The sequence below is a fragment of the Amycolatopsis ultiminotia genome, from assembly GCF_039536925.1.
In the GTDB taxonomy this organism is placed as follows: domain Bacteria; phylum Actinomycetota; class Actinomycetes; order Mycobacteriales; family Pseudonocardiaceae; genus Amycolatopsis; species Amycolatopsis ultiminotia.
Genome location: NZ_BAAAZN010000030.1, coordinates 64,765 through 87,502, shown reverse-complemented (window position 1 = coordinate 87,502; position 22,738 = coordinate 64,765). Strand labels below are relative to the sequence as shown.

21 protein-coding genes and 1 pseudogene are annotated in these 22,738 nt (G+C 70.1%); 14 read left to right on the top strand and 8 right to left on the bottom strand.

Features of this window, described 5'->3' with window-relative positions; translation table 11 throughout:
• Positions 1-50 precede the first annotated feature (50 nt).
• Complete coding sequence (locus ABD793_RS40300) at positions 51-1,529, bottom strand: amidohydrolase (RefSeq protein WP_344868939.1); 1,479 nt, start codon at positions 1,527-1,529, stop codon at positions 51-53.
• 275 nt (positions 1,530-1,804) lie between these two features.
• Between ABD793_RS40300 and ABD793_RS40295 the strand changes: the two genes are divergently transcribed.
• The 6 genes from ABD793_RS40295 to ABD793_RS40270 all read left to right on the top strand — a co-directional run bounded on the left by ABD793_RS40295 (position 1,805) and on the right by ABD793_RS40270 (position 8,746).
• Positions 1,805-3,421: a peptide ABC transporter substrate-binding protein gene (locus ABD793_RS40295; protein ID WP_344868938.1), complete on the top strand. Its 1,617-nt coding sequence runs from the start codon at positions 1,805-1,807 to the stop codon at positions 3,419-3,421.
• Positions 3,421-4,359 (top strand): ABC transporter permease, encoded by a 939-nt coding sequence (locus ABD793_RS40290; RefSeq protein ID WP_344868936.1) that lies wholly within the window; start codon positions 3,421-3,423, stop codon positions 4,357-4,359. Before ABD793_RS40295 ends, ABD793_RS40290 begins: the two co-directional genes overlap by 1 nt.
• Complete coding sequence (locus ABD793_RS40285) at positions 4,343-5,224, top strand: ABC transporter permease (protein WP_344868935.1); 882 nt, start codon at positions 4,343-4,345, stop codon at positions 5,222-5,224. Before ABD793_RS40290 ends, ABD793_RS40285 begins: the two co-directional genes overlap by 17 nt.
• The gene (locus ABD793_RS40280) at positions 5,221-6,231 is read left to right on the top strand and encodes an ABC transporter ATP-binding protein (protein ID WP_344868934.1); all 1,011 of its coding nucleotides are present in this window, start codon (positions 5,221-5,223) and stop codon (positions 6,229-6,231) included. Before ABD793_RS40285 ends, ABD793_RS40280 begins: the two co-directional genes overlap by 4 nt.
• Positions 6,228-7,244 (top strand): oligopeptide/dipeptide ABC transporter ATP-binding protein, encoded by a 1,017-nt coding sequence (locus ABD793_RS40275; RefSeq protein WP_344868933.1) that lies wholly within the window; start codon positions 6,228-6,230, stop codon positions 7,242-7,244. The genes ABD793_RS40280 and ABD793_RS40275 overlap by 4 nt, the downstream gene beginning before the upstream one ends.
• 95 nt (positions 7,245-7,339) lie before the next feature.
• Positions 7,340-8,746, top strand: coding sequence for a M14 family zinc carboxypeptidase (locus tag ABD793_RS40270; protein ID WP_344868932.1), 1,407 nt, complete (start codon positions 7,340-7,342; stop codon positions 8,744-8,746).
• A gap of 6 nt (positions 8,747-8,752) precedes the next feature.
• Here ABD793_RS40270 and ABD793_RS40265 read toward each other — a convergent pair whose 3' ends face one another.
• Entirely contained in the window at positions 8,753-9,568 is an 816-nt protein-coding gene (locus tag ABD793_RS40265; protein ID WP_344868931.1) for a siderophore-interacting protein, read from the bottom strand.
• A 117-nt stretch (positions 9,569-9,685) separates the two neighbouring features.
• On the opposite strand from ABD793_RS40265, the gene ABD793_RS40260 reads away from it, so the two are divergent.
• From ABD793_RS40260 to ABD793_RS40250, 3 genes are all read left to right on the top strand, one after another.
• Entirely contained in the window at positions 9,686-11,350 is a 1,665-nt protein-coding gene (locus ABD793_RS40260; RefSeq protein WP_344868930.1) for a PucR family transcriptional regulator, read from the top strand.
• Between the two features lie 91 nt (positions 11,351-11,441).
• A complete protein-coding gene (locus tag ABD793_RS40255; RefSeq protein ID WP_344868929.1) occupies positions 11,442-12,071 on the top strand; it encodes an FMN-binding negative transcriptional regulator in 630 nt (209 codons plus the stop codon).
• Between the two features lie 62 nt (positions 12,072-12,133).
• A complete protein-coding gene (locus ABD793_RS40250) occupies positions 12,134-14,065 on the top strand; it encodes a helix-turn-helix domain-containing protein (protein WP_344868928.1) in 1,932 nt (643 codons plus the stop codon).
• Between the two features lie 46 nt (positions 14,066-14,111).
• Here the strand turns inward: ABD793_RS40250 and ABD793_RS40245 are convergent, their stop codons facing one another.
• Positions 14,112-14,624 (bottom strand): winged helix-turn-helix transcriptional regulator, encoded by a 513-nt coding sequence (locus ABD793_RS40245; protein WP_344868927.1) that lies wholly within the window; start codon positions 14,622-14,624, stop codon positions 14,112-14,114.
• 59 nt (positions 14,625-14,683) lie between these two features.
• On the opposite strand from ABD793_RS40245, the gene ABD793_RS40240 reads away from it, so the two are divergent.
• A complete protein-coding gene (locus ABD793_RS40240) occupies positions 14,684-16,108 on the top strand; it encodes an MFS transporter (RefSeq protein WP_344868925.1) in 1,425 nt (474 codons plus the stop codon).
• A gap of 104 nt (positions 16,109-16,212) precedes the next feature.
• Here ABD793_RS40240 and ABD793_RS40235 read toward each other — a convergent pair whose 3' ends face one another.
• Complete coding sequence (locus ABD793_RS40235) at positions 16,213-17,385, bottom strand: glycoside hydrolase family 183 protein (protein ID WP_344868924.1); 1,173 nt, start codon at positions 17,383-17,385, stop codon at positions 16,213-16,215.
• Between the two features lie 542 nt (positions 17,386-17,927).
• On the opposite strand from ABD793_RS40235, the gene ABD793_RS40230 reads away from it, so the two are divergent.
• Positions 17,928-18,368, top strand: a complete 441-nt coding sequence (locus tag ABD793_RS40230; RefSeq protein WP_344868923.1) for a hypothetical protein — start codon at positions 17,928-17,930, stop codon at positions 18,366-18,368.
• A gap of 141 nt (positions 18,369-18,509) precedes the next feature.
• Here the strand turns inward: ABD793_RS40230 and ABD793_RS40225 are convergent, their stop codons facing one another.
• Positions 18,510-19,298: a class I SAM-dependent methyltransferase gene (locus ABD793_RS40225; RefSeq protein ID WP_344868922.1), complete on the bottom strand. Its 789-nt coding sequence runs from the start codon at positions 19,296-19,298 to the stop codon at positions 18,510-18,512.
• 211 nt (positions 19,299-19,509) lie between these two features.
• Positions 19,510-19,932 carry a VOC family protein gene (locus ABD793_RS40220; RefSeq protein WP_344868921.1) on the bottom strand — a complete coding sequence of 141 codons (423 nt, stop codon included), beginning with the start codon at positions 19,930-19,932 and terminating at the stop codon, positions 19,510-19,512.
• 100 nt (positions 19,933-20,032) lie between these two features.
• Between ABD793_RS40220 and ABD793_RS40215 the strand changes: the two genes are divergently transcribed.
• The 3 genes and pseudogenes from ABD793_RS40215 (at position 20,033) to ABD793_RS40210 (ending at position 21,840) form a co-directional block, all read left to right on the top strand.
• Positions 20,033-21,022, top strand: a complete 990-nt coding sequence (locus ABD793_RS40215) for a helix-turn-helix transcriptional regulator (protein ID WP_425548850.1) — start codon at positions 20,033-20,035, stop codon at positions 21,020-21,022.
• A gap of 78 nt (positions 21,023-21,100) precedes the next feature.
• A pseudogene (locus tag ABD793_RS42925) lies at positions 21,101-21,310 on the top strand (cholesterol oxidase); the annotation flags it as partial.
• 161 nt (positions 21,311-21,471) lie between these two features.
• The gene (locus tag ABD793_RS40210) at positions 21,472-21,840 is read left to right on the top strand and encodes a winged helix-turn-helix transcriptional regulator (protein WP_344868919.1); all 369 of its coding nucleotides are present in this window, start codon (positions 21,472-21,474) and stop codon (positions 21,838-21,840) included.
• A gap of 213 nt (positions 21,841-22,053) precedes the next feature.
• Here ABD793_RS40210 and ABD793_RS40205 read toward each other — a convergent pair whose 3' ends face one another.
• Together ABD793_RS40205 and ABD793_RS40200 are read right to left on the bottom strand one after the other, a co-directional pair.
• Positions 22,054-22,350, bottom strand: coding sequence for an EthD family reductase (locus tag ABD793_RS40205; RefSeq protein WP_344868918.1), 297 nt, complete (start codon positions 22,348-22,350; stop codon positions 22,054-22,056).
• A gap of 32 nt (positions 22,351-22,382) precedes the next feature.
• Positions 22,383-22,709, bottom strand: coding sequence for a ferredoxin family protein (locus tag ABD793_RS40200; protein WP_344868917.1), 327 nt, complete (start codon positions 22,707-22,709; stop codon positions 22,383-22,385).
• Positions 22,710-22,738: the final 29 nt, after the last annotated feature.

Genomic DNA, 22,738 nt, shown 5'->3' with positions numbered 1-22,738 from the left:
GCGCGCCGAATTCCGGTTACGCGTCGCCGGAACCGCCTGCACCGGCGGGCTCAGAGCCCGCGCCAGGTCCATCGGCCGCCGAGCAAGGTGCCCGCTACCGGCATGTTCCGTAGTCGTTCGGAGGTTGCGGTGCCGGGATCGTCGTCGAGGATGGTGAGGTCGGCGAGGTCTCCGGCCACCGGTCGAGTCCGTCCGCGCATACTCGCGGCCAGGGCCAGGTCGAGCGGCACGCGCTGCTCCGGATGCCAGGGGGCGCGGTCGTCGCGGGTACGGGTCGTCGCCGCGGCGATGGCGAACCACGGATCCAGCGGCGCCACCGGCGCGTCCGAGCCGAATCGCAGTGTTGCGCCCGCCGCGTGCAGTGAACCGTAGGCAAAGGCACGATCAGTGCGGCCGGACCAATGTCGGTCGGCGATGTCGCGGTCGTCCATGGCGTGCTCGGGTTGCACGCTGGCAACCAGGCCGAGCCGCTTGAACCGGGAGAAGTCGTCGGCGCGCACGAGTTGCGCGTGTTCGATCGTGCCGGCAATTCCGAGTTCCTCGAAAATGTCGATGACCTCGGAGTTCGCCCGGTCGCCGATGGCGTGCACCGCGGCGGCGATCCCGTGCCGATGGGCCTGCTCGAGCAGTACGCGTAGTTCGCCGGGCGGGACACTCGACATCCCGCAGGCGTGTGCACCGTGCCCTTCCCGGCCCGGGTAGGGATCCCAGCACAGCGCGGTGCGGGTGTTGAGCGATCCGTCCACGACGACCTTGAGCCTGCCCATGGTGACCAGGCCCCGGGGTTCGATCACCGCACCGGTGCGCAGCCCGCCGGCGATCGCGCCGTCCAGACGATGCGGCCAGACCGAGGCCTCCACCCGGAGACTGTCGACGCCGGCAGCGACGCGTTCCGGCCACTGCCCGAGATTGTCGGTGTTCTCGAACTCCACGACGCCGACGACACCGCGTCGCGCGGCCGCTTCCGCCGAGTCCCGGAACATGGCGGTGGTCGGCGGGGAGGCCGCAGCCAGTTCGGGGCCGAGCGCGAACCACTCTCCCTCACGCACGATCCCCGAGGGATCCGGCTGCGCACCGAGGCGGGCCGCGGCCGCGGAGTTGAGCCACGCGCAGTGCAGGTCCGCACTGATCAGCACGACCGGAACCGGGCCGGTGACCTCGTCGAGTGCCCGCAGCGTCGGAGGTGCCGGCCAGCTGCCGTCCCGGAAACCGTAACCGGTCACGATCGAACCGGCGGAGTGTTCGCCACGGCGGAGCACCGCGCGCACCCGCTCGAATACGTCCGCCACGCCGGCGGTGCCGGTCAGATCGAAGCGGCTGCGCTGGGTCGTCCACTGCGTGAAGTGCACGTGCTCGTCCCACAACCCGGGGGTCAGGATGCGCCCGTCGAGATCGACCGTTTCTCCGCCGGTGCGCGAGACGGCACCAGCCGGTGTGATGGCGGTGATCCGGCCCCCCTCGACACGCAGATCGAAGCGATCATCTCCGCCGAGAAACCGTGCGTTGCGCAACTCGGTGCCCGAGCCCATTCTGCACCCCCTGTCCGAGATTCGTCCCGTGTGGACGGACCCCGCCGGTCAACCTAGACAAGCGCACGCCGTGCGGTCCATGGGTCATCGGCACACCCATCCGGTGAGATGGTGTGCCCGATCTCCGCTCGGCAGATCGACCGCACGGCCGGTTGCGCACGGCGCCTGTTCGTGCCGACAACCGGATCCGGCCGATATTGGTGGCTTCTCCAGTGTCTCCGCCGGTCGTGGCGGCGCAGGATCGGGGCACTCGGTGGTCCCGGCAAGGAGGCCTGATGACCAGCCAGGATGGCACGTTTCGCCGGTCGTGGCGACAGCGCACCGCCGTGTTCGCCGGTCTCGCCGTCGCAGCGAGCGGACTGGCGGGCTGCGGGTTCTCCAGCCGGGCCGTCGTCCCGGGCGCCGTCGTGGTCGCCATCTACGAGTCCGAGGTGACCGACGTGCTTCCCGGGATGAGCCAGGGAAGCGACCTCGACTACGCACTCTTCACGCCGCTCACCCGCTACGACCCGCGCGCCCGCAAGCTGACCGACGAGGTCGCGCAGAGCATCACCACCGAGGACCAGCAGCATTGGCGGATCCGGATCAAGCGCGGCTGGACCTTTCACGACGGCAGTCCGGTCACCGCACGGTCCTTCGCGGACTCGTGGAACACCACCGCCGATCCGGCCAACGTGATGACGAACAACGCCGAGATGTCGGTTTTCGCGGGGTACGCCGAAATGAACCCGCCAGACGGGGAAAAGAAGGGCAGGCAGCCGGTGACGGCATTGTCCGGCGTGCACGTGGTGGACGACTACGCCCTCGACGTCACCCTCTCCGCACCGAACCGCCTGCTGCCCTACCAGCTCTCCTCGACCGCATTCGCACCGATCACCCCGGCGGCGGCCGCCGACCCGAAGAAATTCGCCACCCGGCCGGTCGGCAACGGTCCCTTCCGCGCGGCGAACGGCGGCTGGGAACTCGGCGAGCAGGACATCGCGCTCGAGCGGTACCCCGGGTACGCCGGCCGGCCGGCCGGACTGGCCAACGTCGACCTGCGCGTCTACCAGAGCGCAGGAACCCTGTTCACCGACTTCCAGGCAGACCAGATCGACGTCGCGTTCCTCGACGGCGACGAGTTCAGCGTCGCAGCCGACGAGGAGCCCGGCGATCTCGTCGACGCCGCGCTGCCGTCGTTGGTGTATCTCGGTTTCCCCCTCTACGACAAGCGGTTCGCCAACGCCGGGATCCGCCGCGCGATCTCCTTGGCCATCGACCGAAAGTCCATTGTGGACGGACTGCTCGAAGGCGACGGCTCGGTGGCGGACGGGCTCGGGCCCGCGATGCTGGCCGGTGCGGAGAAAGTGCGCTGTCCCTGCGGATACGACCCCGGGGCGGCACGGGCCGCACTGCGGGCCGCGGGCGGATGGCAAGGCGAACTGGTCCTGCAGACCTATGCCGGCCCGGAAACCGAGCGGGTGCTTCAGGCGATCGCCAACCAGCTGCACGACAACCTCGGTATCGACGCCCGGATCGAGACGGTTCCGATCAGCCAGCTCTACGAGGGCCTCGACTCCCATTCGGCGAAGGGACCGTTCATGCTCTACTCCGGTGCCGCCTACCCGCACGTCTACGCCCAGGTCAAGGCGCTGCTGTCGAAGGACGGCGAGCTCAACATGACGACATTCGCCGATCCGGAGTTCCAGCACGATCTCGCCGCGGCGGGCGCGGCAGGCACGGACGCGCGGGCCGGGACGCTGGCCGCACAAGCCGCCAGCGTCGGCCTCGGCAAGATCCCGCTGACGCCGCTGTACTACCCGAAGGCAGGCATCTTGCACGAAAGCGGGATCACCGGGGTCGTGCCCGAATTGCTGGGCGCGCCCAACCTGGCTTCGCTGAGGAAACCCTGATGCTGGGCTACTTGGTCCGGCGCCTGCTCGGCATGGTCCCGGTCTTGTTCGGGACGACTTTCCTGATCTTCGCTGCGGTCTACGCGTTGCCGGGTGACCCGCTCGCGGCGCTGGCCGGCGAGAAGCAGAACCTGTCGCCGGCAGTCCGGGCCGAGCTGACGCAGCGGTACCACCTCGACGCCTCCCTCCCCGCGCAGTACTGGCATTACCTGAGCGGACTGTTCCACGGCGACTTCGGCGAGGACCTGCGCGGAATCGACGTCGCGGACCAGATCGCCCGCGCCTGGCCGATCACGGTGGTCCTCGCGCTGACCGCGTGGACGATCATGGCCGTCGCGGGCATCGGCCTCGGCATGCTCGCCGCGCGCCGGCCGGGTGGCATCGGGGACCGGCTGGTCCTCGGGATCACCACCCTGGCGCTCGGTGTGCCGTTCTTCGTGCTGGCCTACGTTCTCAAGATCGCACTCGGACTGGAACTCGGCTGGTTCCCGACGTCCGGGGTACGCGAGGGGTGGCCGTCGTCGTACCTGCTGCCCGCTGCGTGCCTGGCCGCCTTCGGCGTACCGGAACTGGCCCGGCTGACCCGGGCCGGCATCCTGGAGAACCGGTACGCCGAGTTCGTGGACACCGCGATCGCCAGGGGGCTCTCGCCGACCCGGATCGCCGTGCGCCACGTGCTGCGCGCCTCGCTGATCCCGGTGGTCTCGGTTCTCGGCCTGAGCCTCGGCGGGATGCTCGGCGGTGTCGTACTCATCGAGGGGATCTTCAGCATCCCCGGATTGGGATACACGATGTTCAACGCCATCGATCAACAGAACGGCCCGGTCATCGTGGGCATCGGAAGCCTGCTGGTCCTCGTGTTCCTGGCGATCAACCTGCTCGTCGACCTGACCTACGGCGTGCTCGACCCGAGGGTGAGCCTTGAGCGCCGCGGTTGAGCAGGTGCCCGCCCGCGCCCGCGACACCCGCCGCGGGGTGCCGTGGCGGCTGGTGCTGCACGCGCTCCCGGTACTGGTGATCCTCGCGGTGGCGATCGCACCGGAACCGCTCGCCGGTGCGTTCGGCAACGGCGACCCGCACCGGTGCAATCTGGGCAACAGCCGGGGCGGGGCCCGCAACGGCCACCCGTTCGGCTTCGACGAGCAGGGCTGCGACCTGTGGGCGAACGTCGTGCACGGCACCCGTTCCTCGGTGTTGATCGGCCTTCTGGTCACCGCGGCGATCTTCGTGATCGCAGTGCTGCTCGGGACGCTGGCCGCCTACTACCGCGGCTGGGTCGACACCCTGATCAGCCGCGTCATGGACATCGTCTTCGGGTTCCCGGCACTGGTGGGCATGGTCATCGTGCTCACCATGCTGGGACAGCGCAGCGTGTGCACCGTCTCGGCCGTCCTCGCGCTGTTCAGCTGGCCGCCGATGACCCGCATCATGCGCGGGTCCGCGCTCGCGGTCGCCGACCGGGACTTCGTCCGCGCCGCCAGTGGGTACGGCGCCGCGGGCCTGCGCGTCATGGTGCGGCATGTGGTGCCGAATTCCATCGCGCCGGTTCTGGTGCTGGCGAGCCTGGCCGTCGGCAGCGTCATCACCGCCGAGTCCGCGCTCACCTTCCTCGGGGTCGGCCTGCGGCAGCCCGCCATCTCCTGGGGCGTGCAGCTCAACGCGGCCCAGCTGACCTTCCGCCAGCATCCCCACCTGCTGCTGGCCCCCGCGCTGTTCCTCTCGATCACGGTGCTGTCCTTCGTGCAGCTCGGCGAGGCGATACGTCGGCGGCTGCACCCGACACACGGCAGGAGTGTGCGATGAATGCCAGTCCGACCGGCGATCCGGTGCTGTCGGTGCGCGATCTGTGCGTGGAATTCCGGACGCCGCAGGGATGGGCCCCGGCCGTTTCCGGTCTCGATTTCGACCTGTACGCCAACCGGACCCTTGCCGTACTGGGCGAATCCGGGTCCGGCAAGAGCGCCACCGCGCGCGCGATCATGGGCGTGCTGCCCGCGAACGGTGCCCGGGTTCCGCGCGGGCGGGTGGCGGTGCACGGGGCGGATCTGCTCGCCATGCGGCCCGCTCGGCGGCGGGCGATCCGGGGACCGGTGGTCGGCATGGTCTTCCAGGACGCACAGGCCGCACTCAATCCGGTACTGCCGGTGGGGTACCAGATCGCCGAGGGGTGCCGGGTGCATCGCGGGCTGTCTCGCCGCGCCGCACGTGCCCGCGCCGTCGATTTGCTCGGCCAGGTCGGCATTCCCCGGCCCGCGCGGGCGGCAAGCCGGTTCCCCCACCAGTTCTCCGGCGGTATGCGGCAGCGGGTCATGATCGCCGCGACGCTGGCGCTCGACCCGGAAGTGCTGATCGCCGACGAACCGACCACCGCGCTCGATGTGACGGTGCAGGCGCAGATCCTCCGGCTGCTGCTCGATCTGCAACAGGAGCGTGGCATGTCCCTGATGTTCATCACCCACGACATGGGTGTCGTCGCCACCGTCGCCGACGAGGTGCTGGTGATGTACGCCGGCCGGTCGGCCGAGTACGGTCCGGCGGACACCGTGCTCGGCGCACCCGGCCATCCCTACACCAAGGCGCTGCTGGCTTCGATCCCGCGGCCGGAGCACCGCGGGCAGGACCTGCCCGCCATCGGCGGGCAACCACCCGAACTGACGCAGCTGGGCACCGGGTGCGCGTTCCGGCCGCGCTGTCCGAAGGCCACCGACATCTGCCGCGTGGCCCCGCCCGCGGTGCCCTTGCAAGCGGGCCGGCACGTGTGGTGCCACCACACCGGGGACCGTCCGGCCGAACCGGCGCTCGTGTCATGACCGTGCCGAACGGCGAGGCCGTGCTGCGGGCCACCGGGCTGGGCAAGGACTATCCGCTCGCGGCGGGTGGCGACTGGTGGCGCCCCGGCCGGAGCGGCGGGATGACCGCGGTCTACGAGGTCGACCTTGCCGTGGCGGCCGGAGAGACGCTCGGGATCGTGGGAGAGTCCGGATGCGGCAAGTCCACCCTCGCGGCCATGCTCACCGGCCGGCTCCGCCCGACCCGCGGCCGGGTCGAGGTGCTGGGTCGCGAACTCGACGCGCTCTCCCGCCGCGAGCGGCGCCGGGCACTGCGCGACGTGCAGCTGGTGCACCAGGATCCGTACTCCTCGCTGGACCCCCGCCTGCCGATCGGCGCGAGTGTGGCCGAGCCGCTCGTCGTGCACCGGCGCGGCAACCGCAGCGAACGGCGGCAGCGGGTCCTGGAACTGCTGGAGCTGGTCGGCCTCGACCCCGGCCACGCCGACCGCCTGCCGCACCAGTTCTCCGGCGGGCAACGGCAGCGGGTGGGGATCGCCAGGGCGCTCGCCCTCCAGCCGCGTGTGCTGGTGCTCGACGAGCCGGTCTCGGCGCTCGACGTCTCCGTCCAGGCGCAGGTGGTCAACCTGCTCGCCCGGCTGCAGCGCGAACTCGCGCTCGGCTACGTGTTCGTCTCGCACGACCTCGGCGTGGTCACCCATGTCGCGCACCGCGTGGCGGTGATGTACCTGGGCAGGGTCGTCGAGCAGGGGCCGTCCGGCGAGATCGAAGACCGGCCGCGGCACCACTACACGCGGGCGCTCTACGCCGCCAAACCGCAGCCGGACCGTGCCGCAAAGGGCAGGCCGGCCACGATCAGCGGGGAGCCACCGGATCCGGTCTTTCCCCCGTCCGGCTGCTCGTTCCGGACCCGCTGTGCTTCGGCCGCGGCCGTCTGCACCCGGGAGCGTCCCCCGCTGGTCGCCGCGGCCGGCGGCGACGCGGTGGCCTGTCACCTGCCATTGGAGCCGCCGGAGGGCAGCCGGGCCCGGTAGTACCGGCGGGCATTGTCGGTACCCACAACCACCGCAGCGGTTCCTCGTCGGATCGACAATGGTGCCGGCACGGGTGCGGCGGCCACGATCGACGCATGACCAACACCGCAGCCGGCACCGACACCGTCCACTCCGAGCAGATCCCGGTGTGGCTGTCCACCGAGTTGGCCACCGTGCCCGCATACGACGCCTTCGCCGGCGTCGACGCTCTGGTGGCGGGGGTGCACGCGATCGCGCGGGAATACCCGGACTGCGCCGCGCTGCACCGCGTCGGGACCTCGCGCCAGGGCGAACCCCTGTGGTGCCTGACCATCTCCGAGGACGTGCAGCGGCCGAGCGCACTGGTGGTCGGGCTGCCCCATCCGAACGAGCCGATCGGCGGGCTCACCGCACTCCACCTGGCCCGGCGCCTGTGCGCCGACCCGGCGCTTCGTGCCCGGCTCGCGCACACCTGGCACATCGTGGTCTGCGCCGATCCGGACGGGCTGCGGCTCAACGAGGGATGGCTGGCCGGTCCGTTCACCAGGGCGCACTACGCCCGGCACTTCTACCGCCCGGAGGGCGACGAGCAGGTCGAGTGGACGTTTCCGGTCGCGGTCGGCGAGGTGTACCACGACCGGCCGATCCCGGAGACCGAGGCGCTCATGCGGTTGATCGACCAGCACCGGCCGGCCCTGCTCGCCGCACTGCACAACGGTGAGCTCGGCGGCGCCTTCTACTACCTGAGCCGGGCCGAGCCGAGGTTGCACGGAGTGCTCAAGGCGGTGCCGCAGTCGATCGGCATCCCGCTGCACGGCGGCGAGCCGGAGTCGCCGATCGCCGTGCCCCTCGACCAGGCGATCTTCCTGAGCCCGGACGCCGAGAGCTTCCACGAGCGGCTGACCGCCGCCGGTATACCCTGGCCACCGCACGGTGGCAGCACGACGATGTACTCCGCGCGCTATGGCACGTTCACCGTGCTGTCCGAACTTCCCTACTGGTCCGACCCGGCGGCGGACGACCACACGCCATCCGGAATCTCTTACGCCGCAAGCCTCACCCGGCTCGGTGAGGGGGTTGTCGAACTCGGCGAAGTACTGACCCGGGCGGTGGACGACGTCGAGGGGCACCTGCTGGCACCGTCGTCGCCGCTGTGGACGGCGGGCAGTGCGTTCGCCCGCGTGCAGGAGCCGAGCGGGCGGAGCATCCTGGCCAGGGCGGGCCGGCCGGAGTCCGACCGCGAGGCGACCGTCGCGGAGGTGCGCTCGCTCGGGAACAGCCTGCACGCCCATCGCCTGCGCTTCGCCGGGATGGTGAACCGGGTCCTGCAGGGAGAGATCGCCATGGGGAACGTGCGCGAGCCGGTCCGGGTCCACGCGGCGGCAATCGCCGCGCGGTACGAAACCTGGCTCGACGAGGATGCCGCCGCCATCCAGCTCGAGCCCATTCCGATCGGCAAGCTCGTCACCGTCCAGTACGCCGCGGTGATCGGTGCCGCCGCGCACCTCGCCGGCACGCTCTGAACCCGGTCACCCCGCGCTCGGCTCGCCGTAACGCCAGTAGCCGACGAACTCCACCATCGCGGGATCGAGGCCCCACGACCGGATCACGTGCCGGCGTCCATCGGTCACCAGCCGACGTTCACCGACCAGGTAAACATAAGTGGGCAGCGGGTTCGGTTGCGGCAGCGCCCGGAGCGCGTCGAGGGCCAGGTCCCCCGGCCGCCGGCGCTCGTCGTCGCGGGGGAGCCAGCGAACGTCGACGCCGGAGCGCGAAGGCAGGCCCCGGATGTCTGCTGTGGACGGGATCTCGAGCAGCACGTCCGCCCGCCAGCCGGGCGGCGCCGATTCGAGGACGCCGAGGATCGCAGGCAACGCGCTTTCCTCACCGACGAGCAGGTGTGTGCCCGCGTAGGTCGGCGGCCGGAAACGTACTCCTTCCGCGAGCAGCCCGAGCCGGTCTCCCGGCCGCGCACGAAGTGCCCAGCGCGAAGCGGGGGCCTGTTCCCCGTGCACGACGAACTCGATTTCGAGTTCACCCGCGGCGGCGGAGAAGGCGCGAACCGTGTAGATCCGTGCTCGCGGACGCTGGTCCTGCGGCATGGCCCGGAACGCCGCGAGCCAGCCGTCGCGGCCCACCACCGGCAGCCGCAGCCCGTCCTGTCCGGGCTTGGGCAGGAACAGCCGCAGTGCCTGATCGAAGCCGAGCGGTTCGAACCGCGCAAGGTCCGGCCCCCGAACGGTCACCGAATGCAGATGCGGGGTGATCCGGCGGACGCGGCACACGGTCGCGGGCAGGATCTCGCGGTCGGCGGCGGAGCTGGGCACCGGGGCCTTCGTGTTCACCTTGCCCACGCTGGCAGCGCGGCACCGGCCCGTCTCTGGCGCCGGGCACGCACTCCGGCGCGGGCAGTTGTGCCAGGCCACTAGCCGATACCTGGTCACGTGACTACCCTGCCCCCGATGGGGATCGGCGAGGTGGTGGCACAGAGCACGAAGGTGCTCGTGCCCGAATCCGAGCCACCGACGGTCACCTTGCGCGAGATCCTGGAAACCGTGGGCGCACTGTTCCTGCGTCCCGCCGCGAGCGAGACGAGGACGCTCGATCTGCCCATCGGCGAGCCGATGGTAGTGGGCCCTGACGAGCCGATTTCCGGGCTCACCGACGAGCTGGTGCTGCTCACCGGCGGCCGCGAGTCCGTCGCGCGCATCGGCGATGCGCTCGCGCGGGTCGCCGACGCGGGTGGCCGGGCGGTGGTCGTCAAGAGCTGGGGCGCCGACCTCGCGGAGGCGGTACGCGCGGCGGAGGAGCTGGGCGTCACTCTGCTCATCACCTCGGACGACACCGCCTGGCGACAACTGGATGCCATGGTGACGGCGGTGTGCACGGCACCGGTCCGGATCGGCCCCGACCACGGCGACGCGGTGTCCGGCGATCTGTTCACCCTGGCCAACTCGATCGCGGCGTCGCTCGGTGGCCCGGTCACCATCGAGAAGACCTCGGGCCGGATACTGGCCTATTCCAACCTTCCCGGCCAGGGCATCGACGAGATCCGGCGGTTGGCGATCCTGGAACGGCAGACCCCGCAACGGCCGACGAACGACGAGGAATACCGGGCGATCATCCGGGGTCCGGGCCCGGTGAAGTTCGAGAGCTCGCACCCCGCCTACGCCGATCGGATGGCTGTCGCGATCCGCGCCGGCCACCGGGTGCTCGGAGTGATCTTCGTGCTCTGCGACCGGCCCCGGCTCGTCGAGGACGCCGACCACGTGCTGGTCGACGCCGCACACGCGACCGCACTGCACCTGCTGCGCGCAGGCGTGGGCCGGCACGACCACGACCGGATACGGCGCAGCGAAGCGGTGCGGGGGCTCGTCGCGGGACACACGATGGCCGGCGCCGCCGCCACCGCGCTCGGCGTGCCCGAGACGACCCCGGTCGCCATGGCCACGGTCCGGCCCGCACCCGGCACCCCACCGGCAAACGCCGAAGCCGTCACCGCCCGCGCGGCCGATCTGGCCGGTCTCTACGCGGATTACTGGCATCCGGCCGCCGCCAGCGTGCTCGAACGCGGCTCGATCACCCTCGCGTTGCCGAGCACCGGCAACGGCGGGGAGCAGGTCCGGCACCAGATCGCGCGCCTGCACAAGCTCGGCACCGATCTGGTCGCCGCCGCCCGCCGCGCCGGCGGTGTCGAACTGGTGGTCGGCATCGGGCCGATGCTTCCCCTCGCCGACGCCGCTCGTTCGCACCATCTCGCCGAACAGATCGCCGATGTGCTGCGCGCACGTTCCGAACGGGTCGCGACTCTCGACGACGTCCGGAGCGCAGTGGTGCTGGCCGCTTTCGGCGCGGGCCGCCCCGTCGACGACGACCTGCTGGTGCTGCCGCAGGTGAGCGCGCTGCTGGAACACGACGCGGAGCACGGCACCGAATACGCGCACACGTTACTGGTCCACCTCGGCTGCGCCGGTGACGTGGCGGCGACCGCGGAAGCCCTCCACGTGCACGAGAACACCGCGCGCTACCGGATGCGGCGGCTCGACGAGATGTTCGGCATCGACCTTGCCGACGGGGACGAGACCCTGGTGACCTGGCTGCAGGTGCGTGCCGCACTGCACCGATGACCGGCAGGCCTGTGCCGGCCGACAATCAGGTGCCCGAGGTTGAGGCCGCACCACATGGTCCCGGACCTGTCCGCGCGGGCACGTTGTGCACATGCTCCGACGCCCTGAACACGACTGGCCCGGCACCACGGCCGACCTCACCCGGCTGGTGGCCGCCCACCCCTGGGCGACGCTGGTCAGCACCACCGCCTGCGGCCTCGTCGTCTCCCACCTCCCGGTGGTGCCGGACCCACGCGCTGCGCCGGACCGCCCCACCGTGCTGGGCCACCTCCCGCGCGCCGACGCCGACGAGCACCGCCTCGGGGAGGCCGAAACCGTGCTCATCGTGCAAGGACCGCACGGATACATCAGCGCAGCCTGGTACCCCAGCTCTCCCCGGGTATCGACCTGGAACTTCGTGGTCGCCCACCTGCACGGCACCCCGGAGCTGCTGGACGCCGCGGACACGCTGGACGCGCTCCGGCTGACCCAGGACCACTTCGAGTCCCGGCGATCGCAGCCGTTCGACCTGGACGCAGTCCGCGGTTACGTAGACCGGCTGGCCCCGTTCGTGGTCGGGTTCCGGCTCGCACCGGGCCGGGTGGTGGCGAAGGCGAAACTGAGCCAGGGCCAGCCGAGCGCGGACTTCGCCGCAGTGCTCGCCGCGCTCGAGGATCCGGCGGAGGAATTCGCGTCACCGGAACTCGCCGCCGCGATGCGTCGTGGCGGGATCCCGAAGTGAGCGTCCACCGGCTTGCGGGCACCGGAGGCACGCCCGGTTTCGGCGGCGCCGGAGAGCAACCGATGATCGGCACCCACGAGGACTCCGGCCGTGCCGAAGCGATCCTGTCCGTGCTCCGGGCCGCGTCCGCCGAGTACGAGACGACCCCCCGTGAGCTGGCGGATTCCCTGGCCGCCTTGGCACTGACCCCGGCGGCCGAGACGAGGATCATCGATCAGGTACACCGGACGAACCGGGATCAGGCCCGGCTGCGTCGTCGCAAGCACGAGCTCACCGTGCTGGCCGCCGCCACTCGCGAACTCACCGGAACATCCGACACCACGGTGCTGCTCGAACGGCTGGTTCAGCAGGTACACGACATGCTGGACGCGGACGTCAGCTACCTCTCGGAGGCCGACCCTGGCGACGGACGGCTCCGGGTCCGCACGGCCGCCGGAGTGGCCGGCAGCCGATTCCGGGATCTGGCCGTGCCGACCGGGCACGGCCTGGCCGGCATCGTGGCCGAAACCCGGACCGCGCACTGGGTCGGCCGGTACGACCAATGGCTGTCCCGCCACGGTGACCGCGGCGGGACGCAGACGAACCGGTACGAACGGTCCCTCGACGGAGCCTTCGCGGCCGAAGGCGTTGTCTCCCTGCTCGGCGTGCCCATGCTGAGTGGCGGTGAGCTGCTCGGGGTGCTGTTCGTCGGCACCCGCGACGAACACGTCTTCCTGCCCGAACAGATCGCGCTGCTCACCACGCTGGCCGACCACGCCTCCGTGCTGCTGCGGATCGCCAGGAAGCTGCACGACCTCGACACATTCGCCCGCCGGCTCGCCGAACAGCAGCAGGCCGACGCCCTACGTGACCAGTTGACGCAGGCGGCACTGGACGGTGACGGGTTCACCAGGGTCGTGGAGACGCTGGCCGGTGCACTCGACCGCCCGGTGGCCGTGCTGGACGCATACCACGAGACCGTCGCCACGGCCGGCCCGCCACCGTCCGCGAGCCCGGACACCGTCACCGAGCTGTCGGTGGGCTCACGGCACTTCGGCGTGCTGCTGGTCGGCGGCGATTCCGGGCTCGACGCGGCCGAGCACCGCTCGGTCGAGCACGCCGGGCAGCTGTGCACCCTTCTTGCACTCAAACACCAAAACGCGATCGACGCTGAACACCGCCGTGAAGGTGAGCTCGTCCGCGACCTGCTCGGCGCAGCGCCGGAACGGCGCTCCGATGTGGAGCGTCGCGCGCGACGGTTCGGTTTTCCGCACGGCGAGGTGGCCAAGCTGGTCCTGTTCGTGGTCCCGGCCGACCATCGGGAGCATGCCGTCCGCGTGCTCCGGTCCACTCTGGACGGAGCAGGACTGGTCGGCAGGCACGAAGATTTCGTGGTTGTGCTCCTCGCCGGCGGGCCGGCGGGGGACGTCCGCTCGCTCTACTCCGGTGTCGCGTCCGCCCTCGCCACGACGGTACTGGCGGTACGCTCAGCGACGACCGCGGCCACTCTCGCCACCGCGTTCGACGCCGCCCGGCGCACCGCCCGGCTGCTCACCGCACTCGGGATCGACGATGTCCTCGCCGCCGGCGAGGACTACCAACCGTATGTGGCGGTGTTCGAGCCGGAAGACCACCACCTGCGCGCGTTTCTCGATGCGACGATCGGGCTCGTATCCGGCCATGACCGGGAAAACGGCACCGACCTGATGACCACGCTGAGGGCGTTCGTGCACAACAACGCCAGTCCGACCCGGACCGCACGCGAGTTGACCTTCCACCCGAATACCATCCTGCAGCGCCTGGCCCGGCTGAGCCAGGTGCTCGGACCGGACTGGCGCGAGGACGAACGGTTTTTCCGCATCTCGTTCGCCGTGCGTCTCGACGAACTGGTGGAACGCCTGCACGGGCCCGGTATCGCGAGGCAGCCCCAGCCCGGTACGGGCCGCAGACCACCCGGAGCAGGCGCCGCAGAAGGTGAGTGCGGCGACAGCAACGTGCGGAAGTGGTTGGCGTAGCAGTCTTGTCGGGCGTTGAGGTGGCCGGGCGGTACGTCGGTGCGGGTCAGGGCAGTGGGGTCAGCATGCGGTGCGGCCGGCGGAGGACTTGTGCCACCGGGTCGTCGCGTGGTGTGGCGTTGCGGCCCTTGGCGAGGCGCACGACCAGATCGGCGACGTCCGGAACGAGGCCGCAGGTCGGGCAGCGACCGTCCTCGTCGAGGTCGCTACCGCACTGTGCGTGGCTGAAAACGCGTGGCGGATGGTGTCCGGGCAGGTATTTCTCGCCCCATTTGCTCAGGCTGTGGATGGTGGGCCACAACGCCCGGCCGGCGTCGGTGAGCAGGTACTCGACGCCGCGCCCCTGTGGCCGGCGCTCCAGGACTCCGGCGGCGACGAGGGTGTCCAGACGTTCGGTCAAAACGCCGCGGGAGATGTCCAGGTGGGCCAGGAAGTCGCCGAAATGGCGTACCCCGTAGAAGCAGTCGCGCAGGATGAGCAAGGTCCAGCGTTCGCCGACCACTTCCAGTGCCCGCGCGAGGAAACACCCCTGCCGCTCGTATCCGGTGCCAAGCCCCATATCCGGACTGTACACCCACTGGTCTTGTCACAAGACTCACAGGTGGTCATACTGGTCTCGTGACCAGACCAGTCAGTACTGCCGTGCCCCGCCGGCGTCCCGCGTATCGTGCCGTTCTCGCGGTGGTCGCGGGCAGCACGTTTCTGGCGATGCTGGCCTACTCCGGGCCGTTGGGAAACGTAGTGACCCTGTCGCAGGCATTCGGCTCGTCGCGAGCCGGCTCGACTTGGATACTCGCGTCGATGAGCGTGGGGCTGGCCGTGACACTGCTCGCCGCCGGGGTGGTCGCCGACCGGATCGGGCATCGGCGCGTTTTCCGTCTCGGCGCCGTGGTGTTCACCGCCGCGAGTGTGGTCAGTGCGCTGGCCGGCACCACACCGGTGTTCGTGCTCGCCCGGGTCGTGGCCGGGGCCGGGGCCACCGGGATGATCGCCACCGGTTTGGGGTTGGCCGGCGCAGTCAGTGCGCATGCCCGGCACCGCGCGACCACGGCGACCGCGTGGAGCGCCGCGATGGGCGCGGGGATCGCGTTGGGGCCGTTGCTGACCGGGCTGCTGGACCTCATCGGTGCGTGGCGCGGGTTCTACGGGCTGCTCGCCCTCGGCGGGCTGGCCGTATGGGCCGGCACTCGCCGATTGCCGGGCGGGACCGGGCTTGGCCGGTCCGCGCCGTCCCGGCGGTTCGATCTTGCCGGATTCACCTTGCTCACGGTCTTTCTCGCGGTGGCGGTCACCGCCATCGTCGAGGTCCGGGCCGGCGGTCCGGTCACGGCGACAGTCCTGTTCGCGGTGGCGGCACTGCTGTTCGGGGCACTGATCGCGAGTCAGCGGATCGGTACCGCCCGCCTAGTGGACCCCCGGTTGTTCACCCACCGCCCGTTCCAGGCCGCGACCGTGGCGGGCTTCGGCACCGGCATCGGCGTGGTCGCCACGATGTCGTTCGCCTGCACCTTCCTGGTCGACGGCCTGGGCATGTCCACCCTCCAGGCCGGTGCACTGCTCGCCGCGTGGTCGGGCACCAGCGCCGTCGCCGCGCTCCTGCTGGCCCGGCACACCGCGAAGGTGTCCGCAACCGTGCAACTCGTCACCGGACTCGGTGGCGTGACGGTCGGTCTGGCCCTGGTGACCGGGATCAGCGCCACCTCCGGTATCGGCCGCCTGATGCCCGGCTTGATCGTGGCCGGACTTGCCTCCGGACTGCTCAACACGGGCCTCGCCCGCCAGGCCGTGGCCACTGTCCCGGCCGACGACGCCGCGATGGGCACCGGCGCGAACAACACCGCCCGCTATCTCGGCTCCTCCATCGGAGTCAGCGCCGCCAGCATCATCGCCACCGGCGGCGACCTCGTCGCCGGCTGGGACCGGGTCGTCTGGCTCGGCGCAGCGGCTTCCCTGGCCAGCGCCATCCTCGTCACCATTCTGTCCCGGCGAGCACGCACCTCCCCGGCGGCTCCGCCGATCCGCTCTCCGTCGTCCCCACCGTGACCCGCCCCGACCGCACACGACTATTCACGGACACCACCGCATTTCCCGTTTTTCACTCCCGAGAACGGCAGCCGGTTCGCCGCCCGGCTTGCCCGCGCCGTCGCTCACTTCCAGTGGATGCGCACCGTATAGATGACGTTGGAATCGGTCCAGGTGACCAGAATCGTGGCTCCGGAGGGATCGTATTCCGGATGCGGCGTCATGGCGTAACGCAGGCCGCAATTGCCGTCCGGGCAGCTGGAGGCGACGGTGACCGGGTCGGTCCACGGGCCTTCGAGCTTGGGTGCGGTCAGCACCCTGATGTCGCTGTAGCTGAGGTTGGCCCCGGCGACCCACATCCAGGTGTTGTAGTAATTGCTCCAGAATGCGTTGGACTGGCCGAGTTGGTTATCGGTAAATATCGCCTGTGCGTCGGAGAGCTTCACGGTGCCGAGCTCACCGCCGAGGCTGAACCGCTGCTGACCCCAGGCCTGGGAGGACTGGTCCCAGTATTCGTAGGCGGATACGTCGGTCGCCTTGGTCGCGTCCGCCCTGGCCAGATAAGTGTTGGCACCGAACGGGTCGGGCCCGTGCCCGTAGACGTAGACCTTCCCGTCCAGCGCATTGTAAGTGACTCCGTTCTCCCCCCACCACGGTTCGGTGGCTCCCCACATCGTGTCGTTGACCCGGGTGGCGTACGCGGCGTTCGCGTCGGCGGTCACCGTGGCGACACCCGCCCCGAGGATGCCCTTGCCGTCTGTGCCCCGGTCGTTTTTCAGGTACCAGACCAGGCCTTGATTGGGCGCGTATTCCACGACGTTGGTGCCGCCCATACCGTATCGGCTGAGCCCGCCGTTGGCATTTTCCTCGTCGGTGAGCGGGATCCACTCGTCCGGCCAGCCGGAGGAATTGACCCGGTCGTACACCCGGAGCGGATTCGACATATCGCCGAGTCCGACGCTGTCCGAGGCACTGAGGGCGTAGCCGCCGTTGCCGTCCGGGACCAGCGTGTCGCCGAAGGTCCACACCGACTGACCGTTCACCACCCCGGAAAAGCCGAGATCACGGGCGACATCGGTGCCGTAATCCTGGCGCCCGAGGTATTCCACGCTCGCCGGGGTCGCCGGCAAGACACCGGTACCGGTGGACTGTCCCGGCGCCGGATAGACGAAACCACCGGGATCGGCAGCGCGGGATTTGCCGCCGCGCCCTTCGGCCGAGGCGATCCCGGCCAGCGGGTAGGCGAGAGCGGAACCCGCGGCAAGACCAAGGAATCGACGACGATGCACCCTATTCATAAACGTTCACTTTCTCGTTGTTGATTGTGCAGACCCTTCGGTTGCCGAGCGCGATCCGCCATCGGACCGTCTTGACGCGGTAGACGGAGACCGCACCCAGCACGGCAATAGCCGCGCAGCACCACCCACATCCAGCACCGGTACTTCAGGGATCACCTTGCCCGCCGGCATATCCACCGGCGCCACCGTGGTGTCCGACACGGCGTGCCTGCGCCGAGCCTGATCCGGCCGCTCCGCAAGAGAATCCGGCCGACCCGATCGCTGCGCCACGCCGCTCCCATCCCCACCCACGTGCCCTCCTGGACCGTAGGCCAAGCACCAGAACACCTCGAGATGATCGACAACAACTGTGCCCGAACGGACCAGTGCACCACTCAGCGTTACTGCGCACACGCACCCATCGAACTGATCAACGAGCCACCGTGCCCTGTCTGGGCTGGTCGGGTGAATCCTGCCGGAATGTCGGTCTGGTCCGCCTCCGAGCTGCCACGATTCCCGTTGCGCCCGCGATCTGCCGGGCCGAACCCTGGGGAGGGACTCACATGTCAACGAAGAAGAAGGCCGTGCTGTGCGCCGTGGCCACGCTCGCCGGACTCGTGATCGCCGCACCCCCGTCCAACGCTGCGGCCTATCCCACCAACAGCTTCGACGTGACGTTCGGGGCAAGCTACGCGCGGGGAACCATCACCTGGTTCGACCGGTCAGTGCGCCTTACCGGCACCATGCGCTCGCTCAGCAGCAGCGGCTGCCGCAGGACCATCGGATTCACCTACAACGCCGACGTCTCGAAGCAACTTGGTGAGCGTGGAACCAGCTCGCAATGCGGCGACGTCATCAAGGCGCTCACACCGATCGACGTGCCGGCGGACGTCCCGGGCGGGGCGGGTTTTGCCACGGTCTGCCTCACTGATGGAGACGGGATCGTCCTCGGTACTGCCCAGGACCCCGCATGCCGGGCCTACGCCCGTTCCGACGCCAGCTGATCGATTCAGCGATCCGGGGTGGACCCGCCGACCGACTGACGCTGCGTCGCCGCGATCAACGACAGCCCGGTTGCCGGGCGGCTCTCCGGCGGCACCGTCCGGGAACCGAGTCGCGCGAGACCGAGGAAAGCGGTAACTGGGTCAGCGTGGTTTCCGGCCGCGTGTGTAGACGATTCCGAAGAACCAGTACCGCATGCCCGGATCGCGGAGGAGTTCGTGGAATCGGGCCAGTTCGTCCGGCGTGCAGCCGGCCGCGAGCAGCGGCGCTTCGGCTTGTCGCACCAGTGCGGCGGAGATTCGGCCGTGCGGGCCGTCACCCGCGGCGGTCTCGGAGAAATCCTCGGCGTACAGCTCGTCGAGCCCCGCAGCTGCCATCCGGCGGTAGGCCCGGTGCGCCCATCCGAAGTCCTGGCCGGCAGCCGGACCGACGATCTCCGAGGCGATGCGCCAGACCTTCCGGAACACCTCCTCGTCCGCTTCGCCGGGGGCGGTGATCGGTTGCGGGAGGCGGTAGCAGTCCCCGAGCACCAGCCACCCGCCCGGGGCGAGCGCGTCGACGAGCATCTCGAAGATCTGTTCGCGGCGCGGCAGGTGCACCAGCACCAGCCGGGCGTGGATCACGTCGAACGGGCCCGGCACCGGGAGGCCGTCGTTGATGTCGTGCCGGTGGACGTCGAGGCCGGGGCGTTCGACGAGATGGCCGGTGTCCAGGTCGACGGCGACCACGGTGCCGGCCGCGCCGGTCCGTTCGGCCATCCGGCGCGCGATGGAACCGCTGCCCGCGCCGAGTTCCAGGCAACGTTGCCCCGGCTCGATGCCGGCCACACCGAGGAACTCCACGGTCTTCGCGTCGAGAATCGATTCCAGGCCGGTGACGTGCTCCTGCCCCTGCGGCGAACCGGTGTCGAAGAGGTACTCGCTACCGGACATGGATCCTCCCTGGTCTCCTCCGCTGCACCACGCCGACCAGCATGCCTGACCGGCCGTGCCATCTCACGCGACAGTGGAAAGTTTGTCGGAACTCGGCTGCCCGGTGTGCGCGGTGCCGTCCGCCGATCACAGTGCCGTCGACGATGGTGCAGGCTTGTACGCGCCACCGGCACCGCCGCGACCGGTGTGATCGCGGCGGTGCCGGCGACGGTCAGGCCGACGGGTACTCGACGGCGATGTCCAGCACCCAGGTGATCCCGAAACGGTCGGTGAGCTGGCCGTAGAGCGGCGACCACTGCGAGGGTCCGATGGGCTGCTTGATCTCGGCTCCTTCGGCGAGCTTGTCCCAGTAGCCCTGGAGCTCGGCGGGGTCGGTGCCGCGGGCGGACACGAAGAACGGGTCCTGGCCCTGGTCCCAGGGCAGCTCGGGATAGACGTCGTAAGCCATGATCCGGAACCCGTTGTCGGCGACGACCTGCCCGAAGATGACGTGCTCGGCGATGGCCGGGTCGGTTTTGCCCAGGTCCGCGTAGCTGGCGATGGTCAGCGCACCTCCGAACACCGACCGGTAGAACTCCAGCGCCTCGCGGGCGTTGCCGCGGAAGTTCAGGTGGGGTGTGACATTGACGGTCATGTCCATGACTCCTGGTTTTCGTGACGAGCCGGCACGGTTCCGGCGGTACGGACAGCTTCACCGAAGTACCGGTCAGATCACGTCCGCTTCTTCCCGGATAATGAACGGCATGGCCGGATCACCGTCGTCGCGGATGCTGAAACTGCTGTCGTTGCTGCAGACCCGGCGTGACTGGCCCGGCCGGGTGCTCTCCGAGCGGCTGGACGTGAGTGACCGGACGGTGCGCCGGGACATCGATCAGCTGCGGGACCTCGGCTACCGGATCGTCGCGATCAAGGGCCCGGACGGCGGTTACCGGCTCGACGCGGGGTCGCAGCTGCCACCGCTGCTGTTCGACGACGACCAGGCCGTCGCCATCGCGATCGCCCTTCAGGTCGCGGCGACCTCGGGCGCTGCCGACGGTGAGGCGGCACTGCGGGCGCTGGCGACCGTCCGGCAGGTGCTGCCCTCGCGGCTGCGTCACCGGACCGAGGGGGTGAGCTTCACGAGTCTCCCCTCCGACGCCGCGACGACGGTGGACACCGGAGTGCTCGTCGCCGTGAGTGCCGCGGTCCGAGCGCACCAGGTCCTGAGATTCGACTACGCCTCGCCCGGCCGTGACCCGGACGCCGCACCGTCGCGGCGGCGCGCCGAACCCCATCATGTCGTGTTCGGCAACGGGCGGTGGTACCTCGTCGCGTGGGACCTCGATCTCGGCGACTGGCGCGTGTACCGGCTCGATCGGCTGACCGTCGGGATCCCGACCGGACCCCGGTTCACGCCGCGCACCGTGCCGGGCGGGGATGTCCGCGACTTCCTCGCCGGACGCTTCAAGGGCTCGGATCGCGGGAACACCTGGCCCTGCACCGGAGAAGCCGTGCTGGGCCTGCCTGCACGGAAAGCGATCCCGTTCGTGCGAGACGGCATCGTCGAGCAGGTTGACCGGGACCGCTGCCGGCTGATCGTCGGTTCGTGGTCGTGGGTGGCGCTGGCCGCATCGCTCGGTCGATTCGACGCGGCAATCATCGACGTGGCACCTCGCGAACTCGCGGACGCGTTCGATCTGCTCGCGCACCGCTTCGCCGAGGCCGCCGCCACACAGCCGACGTGAACCTCCACAACGGACAGTGCAACGCGGAATCGTGCTCGCGGCCTTCCCCGATACTGAGCCCTGAGCTCGCAACAGCCCCACCCCGGGCTGCACGTCATGGGCGGTTCCGCGGGCTCCGCCGACCTCGGCGTGAACCCGTCGCTGACCATCACCGCGCAGGCCGAACGCGCGCTGTCGTGCTGGCCGAACAGAGGCGAACCCTCGGCGAGAACTGTTTGCCCCAAGGCTGCTCTTCGGATTCACGGGTGCTCGGTACCGGTGCGTCCAATGTGGAGTCTTCGGCGGTGACATGCAGCCGGACGATCGTCGCGGGTGCCCGCCATGGCATGGCCCCCACAATGCAGCCGCCGGATCGCACCAGGGATCAGTTACCGGCAACGTTGCCACCGCGTGGGTCCTGACCGCGTGGTGGCAACCGGCACGCGGGAACTGCGGGTACCTTTGACACCATGAGCGGTTTCAGCCCCGGCGGCGCCTTCCTCGCCGATTGCCCGGCCCGCCTGACCGTCGAGCTGATCGCCGACAAGTGGACCGCGGTCGTGCTCTACGGCCTCAGCCAAGGCCCGGTACGCCACGGCGAACTGATCGAGCTGATCGGCGGTATCTCCCGCAAAGTGCTCACCCAGACACTGCGCCGGCTCGAAGCACGCGGACTCGTCCGCCGCCACGCCTACCCCGAGGTACCACCCCGCGTCGAATACGAGCTCACCCCTCTCGGCACCACCCTGATCGAGCCCATCCACACCCTCACCGAATGGGCCAGAACCAACGGCGACGCAGTCCTCGACCCACTCGACACCAACCCCCAGCACGGCTGAGCACGGCGGGGCGGACCGGCACGGAAACTCCGACCTGGGTGCAGGCCGATGTCCGAAGTTGTCCGTGCGCGCCGGGTTTTCCGGACCGGCGATTCGCCCGTCACCGAGCCCTTGGCACCCGGCAAGGACATCGCCGCGCACCTCCACGACTACGGCCGGCTCGGGAACGGGCGACCGCACAACGAGGTGCGTGACCACAGCCGAAGAACCGGGTCACTCGTGCTGGGTGAACAGGGTGGCGCCGCCGTCGGCGAAGTTCGCCAGGTCGGCGGCCGCGGCCTGGCCCTGCGGGGACTCCAGTGCCGCCTGCAGTTCCCCGAGAGAGGAAAAGCCGAGGTGCGCCATCGCATAGTAGGGCGCGGCCCGATCGTCGAGCGAACCGCACTTCAGCACCTCGAACCTCTGCACGCCCGGAATCCGTGCCACGAGCGGGCGGTGGGTGTCGGTGTAGTACTGATCGAATCGGGCCGGATCGCTCGGCCGCCCGTAGGCCACGGTCAGGATGTACATCGCCGCGCTTTCTGTGGGTGGGTTCGTACTGCTCAACGATCGCCGCGGACGAGCAGGGTGTCCACGCCGACCGGACCGAGCGGGCCCGCCCCGCCCGGGTTGCCGAGCGGAGCGGGGCGCCCCGGCAGGACTTCACTGAAGAACGCCGAGTTGTCCGGACCGAATTCATCGCCGCCGGCCTGGCCGAGCGGGTAGATCGCCTCCATCGGGCAGGCCGGTTCGCATGCGCCGCAGTCGATGCATTCGACCGGATTGATGTAGAGCTTGCGGTCGCCTTCGTAAATGCAGTCGACCGGGCACTCCTCGACGCAGGCTCGGTCCTTGGTATCGATGCACGAGCTGCCGATGACGTAGGGCATGGGGTTCTCTTTTCAGGTCGGTCCGCCGG